Here is a 3,614-nt window from a genome sequence, read left to right as displayed (position 1 = left end):
GTCCGGGCCCGCGTTCGTTCCCCAAGGTCCTACGAGCCGGCGGCGGTCGGACCGAAGCGGCCCGCCTCCTCGCCGGCGACGGCAGGAGCCGGTGGTCACCGGGTTGTCAGACGACTGCTCAGCAGGTGTACCAGCCGGTCCGCATGCCGCTGCTGTCGATGGTGTTGCACCAGTGGGCGTCAAGAGCGGCAGAGAGGGCCGGGGCTGGGCCCGTTCGGCTTGAATACGGATACTGGAACGGCTGGTTCTACGCCTGTACACGGCCTTATCTCGAACTTACCCTCAAATCGCCCTCAGTGTTCTTGCTGCCCGGCCTCCCCTGGAGGATCAGGGTGCGAGAGGGGGTGGGGCAACGCCTTGACGACGCCCGCGTGGCGACGCGGGGCCGCATGAGAGGCCGAGGAGGGGAAGGGGGCCGATTGCCACACCACATGTGACATGCCCGCACCATCGGATCCTTCTGGTCGAATATCACCGATCGAAGCAGGATCTCTCGCTGTTGCCGCGCATCCCGCGCATTCCACATGAAGTCAACCGACGAAGAAGGTCGTGAGTCGCAATGGTCAAGAGAACCTCCCCGAAGGCCCGACGCCTGGGGTCGGCCGCCATGGGAATCGGCGTCATGGCCCTTGGTGTGGCTGTCTCGCCCCTGGCCACCGGTGCGGCGTATGCGGCGCCGTCCTGCGGCGTTGGCGGTGTGCTCTGCGGAAACATCATCGGCGGCTATACCGACGGCGGTATGCCGGATGTCGCTGCGACCGGCGGAGCCGGCAGTGCCGTGCGCCTGAGCACTGATTACGGCCCCCAGAACCACTGGATGTTCGTTCCCAGTCCCAGTGGGAACGGAACCTTCACGATTCGGGTCGCATCGAGTGGGCTGTGCCTCGACGCCGCCAACAATTCCGATAGCGCCACTTCTGTGCAGACCTGTAGTGGTCAGAGTTCCCAGGACTGGTACGCCCAGCCGCTGCAGACAACGAATTCCGGATACGAACAATTCCGCTTCCGGCATGCCAGTGACAACAAGTGCCTGAATGCCTGGGGTGCCAAGACGTCGGCGGGCACCACCGTGGGTCTCTGGAACTGCCAGGGTTCGAGCGCCTGGAACGACCGCTTCGCGATCGGCAAATACACTCCCGGCCAGGAGTATGCGCCGGAACTCGTCCAGCAGCTGAAATCGTGGGCCACGATGTATGCGTTGACCCAGTTCAACAACAAGTCCTCGGTCATCCCGACGGCTACGTTCCAGGTGGGGACTCCGGCTCCGGCGAAGGCCGGCCCGGCCCAGGTGGTGGGTCCCCCGGCTTTCGCGGGCGCCAGTGGCTCGGTGTACCAGTACGGCTGGTCGCAGAGCACGGGGTACACCTTCAGCAACGGCGGATCGGTCACGGTCACCGGAACGATCGGAACCGGGCCCATGAGTGCGTCGCCCGTGGCGGCATCGATCTCCGTGGCCATTCAGGGGTACTGGGGAAGCCAGTGGAACACCACTTCGACGCAGTCTGGTCAGGTTCAATTCGACATCCCGCCCGGTCAGGTGGGCTGGGTGGCCCGAGCTCAGCTGCTGAAGGCGATGACCGGTACCTGGAGCATCACCAACGACAAGGGGGACAGCTGGCAGGGGACGGGAACGGCCACCATCCCGGCGGTTGACGGCACCGACTCTCCGAGCAACGCCAGCGTGCTCTACCAGTGCACGACCAACCCGTCCGCGGCCACGTGGGCCGAAGCCTGCTACAAGACGGTTCCCAACGGCTATCCGTACCCGGCGACGCGCCCGTCGGCGTAGTCCGTTCCGGCGCTGTAGGTCAGGACTCCTGGCACGGCTGATGTGACCTGCCAAACGGGCGCGGCTCCTGTCGAGCTTCCAGCTCTCCACGCTGAAGCTTCGTCGCGGGAGTCGCGCCTTGGCGCTGCCAGAGGGCATGTGGTGACGGTTGCGAAGGCGCGACCTACAGACTGATCACGACCCGATGCACGCCTTAGGTCGTCGACAGGTCACCTAGGTCGCCGATAGGTCACCGGCGCCGGTTCCCCATGCAGTCGGATGACCGATGCGGCCCGCCTGCCCTCGCCGCCACAGTGGTGCTGCTCCGCGAACGAACGTCGGAGCGCCCCCTGGGCAGTTGAAGAGCAGAGGAGACCAGCATGGACCTGCGACGAATGACGACGAGGCTCGCGGTGGGTGTCGCCACGGTGGCCGGGGTGCTCGCCGCCACGACGACGACGGCGAGCGCCGACATCCTCACCTCGATCGAGACCGGTCCCGGCAAGTGCCCCGCCAACTGGGTGTGCTTGTGGAGCGAGAACAACTACATCGTGGGGAACCCGAAGGGCGGGGTCGACTACGGTGCCGTGGGCGCGAACGAGAACATCGCGGACCTGGGGAAGTTCAAGTTCGAGAGCAAGCTCTGGCGCTGGAAGGGCATGGCGGACGAGGCCTCCTCGGTCGTGAACAACACCGGGAGCAGCATCTGCTTCTACGAGCACGCCAACTACGGCGGCCTGGAGTTCAAGATCGGCCCCCGGGAGAAGTGGGCCTCCGTCCCGTCGTGGATCAACGACAAGATCAGCTCCTTCAAGTTCTGCTGACCTGTCCCCTCCCCCTCCTCTCCCTCTCTTCGACCTGAACGGATCGTCATGAAGCTCTCCAGGAACCTGGCCAAGCTGGGCCTGTCGGCCGCCGCCGCCGTCGGCCTGATCGTGACCGGGGCGACCTCCGCGAGCGCCACCAACGTCTACAACATCGGCCACGGGGCCGGGTCGTGCCCCGACGGCTACGTCTGCCTGTGGTCGGAGGCCAACTTCATCCGGGGCGGGACCATCAACGACGCGAAGTTCGGCTCCTTCGCGTCGAACCAGAACACCGGCGACATGGGCAAGCTCCAGAAGCGCGACTCCGGTGGGGACAAGGGCATGCAGGACATCACCTCGTCGGTGCTGAACAACACCGGGAGCAGCATCTGCTTCTACGAGAACAACTGGTACACCGGCCTGGAGTTCAAGATCGGCCCTGGGGAGCACTGGCCCTACGTACCGTCGTGGATCAACGACAAGATCAGCTCCTTCAAGTACTGCTGACCCCTCCTCACCTCGAATCCTCACCTCGACTCCCCACCTCGACCTGAACGGATCGTCATGAAGCTTTCCCAGAAGATGACCAGGCTCGGCCTGTGCGCGGCCGCCGCCGTCGGACTGGTGGTGACCGTGTCGGGCTCCGCCAGCGCCAACACGATCCTCGGCATCGGGCAGGGCGCCGGAGCGTGCCCCACCAACTACGTCTGCCTGTGGACCGAGAACAGCTACGTCGGCAACACGGGCTCCACCGGCAAGTTCGCGGCGATCGCCTCGGACCAGAACATCGGCGACATGGGCAAGCTGGAGCGGAAGGGCGGCCTGTGGACGGGGATGCAGGACGTCACGTCGTCGGTGGTGAACAACACCGGGAGCAGCATCTGCTTCTACGAGAACAACAACTACGGCGGCCTGGAGTTCAAGATCGGCCCCTGGGAGCGGTGGCCCTCCGTCCCGTCGTGGATCAACGACAAGATCAGCTCCTTCAAGTACTGCTGACCCGCCCCAGGACCCGGCCGACCCCCGCGGCCGTGTGAAAC

4 protein-coding genes are annotated in these 3,614 nt (G+C 65.3%); all 4 read left to right on the top strand.

Going from position 1 to position 3,614, the window contains the following annotated elements; translation table 11 throughout:
• Positions 1 to 607 precede the first annotated feature (607 nt).
• The 4 genes from ACFU6K_RS33940 to ACFU6K_RS33925 all read left to right on the top strand — a co-directional run bounded on the left by ACFU6K_RS33940 (position 608) and on the right by ACFU6K_RS33925 (position 3,573).
• Positions 608 to 1,789: an RICIN domain-containing protein gene (locus tag ACFU6K_RS33940; protein WP_380669664.1), complete on the top strand. Its 1,182-nt coding sequence runs from the start codon at positions 608 to 610 to the stop codon at positions 1,787 to 1,789.
• Positions 1,790 to 2,148: 359 nt separating this feature from the next.
• The gene (locus ACFU6K_RS33935) at positions 2,149 to 2,592 is read left to right on the top strand and encodes a peptidase inhibitor family I36 protein (RefSeq protein ID WP_380669662.1); all 444 of its coding nucleotides are present in this window, start codon (positions 2,149 to 2,151) and stop codon (positions 2,590 to 2,592) included.
• Between the two features lie 48 nt (positions 2,593 to 2,640).
• On the top strand, positions 2,641 to 3,081 hold the full coding sequence (locus ACFU6K_RS33930) for a peptidase inhibitor family I36 protein (RefSeq protein WP_380669660.1): 441 nt from the start codon (positions 2,641 to 2,643) through the stop codon (positions 3,079 to 3,081).
• A 57-nt stretch (positions 3,082 to 3,138) separates the two neighbouring features.
• On the top strand, positions 3,139 to 3,573 hold the full coding sequence (locus ACFU6K_RS33925; RefSeq protein ID WP_380669658.1) for a peptidase inhibitor family I36 protein: 435 nt from the start codon (positions 3,139 to 3,141) through the stop codon (positions 3,571 to 3,573).
• The last annotated feature ends 41 nt before the right edge of the window (positions 3,574 to 3,614 follow it).

This window comes from Kitasatospora sp. NPDC057512, from assembly GCF_042802135.1.
GTDB lineage: Bacteria > Actinomycetota > Actinomycetes > Streptomycetales > Streptomycetaceae > Kitasatospora.
This window is presented reverse-complemented; position numbering and strand designations above follow the sequence as displayed.

What these genes read in the sequence shown, in the direction of transcription:
- ACFU6K_RS33940 (WP_380669664.1), top strand. Translation starts at nt 608, where the DNA reads ATGGGAATCGGCGTCATGGCCCTTGGTGTGGCTGTCTCGCCCCTGGCC.
- ACFU6K_RS33935 (WP_380669662.1), top strand. Translation starts at nt 2,149, where the DNA reads ATGGACCTGCGACGAATGACGACGAGGCTCGCGGTGGGTGTCGCCACG.
- ACFU6K_RS33930 (WP_380669660.1), top strand. Translation starts at nt 2,641, where the DNA reads ATGAAGCTCTCCAGGAACCTGGCCAAGCTGGGCCTGTCGGCCGCCGCC.
- ACFU6K_RS33925 (WP_380669658.1), top strand. Translation starts at nt 3,139, where the DNA reads ATGAAGCTTTCCCAGAAGATGACCAGGCTCGGCCTGTGCGCGGCCGCC.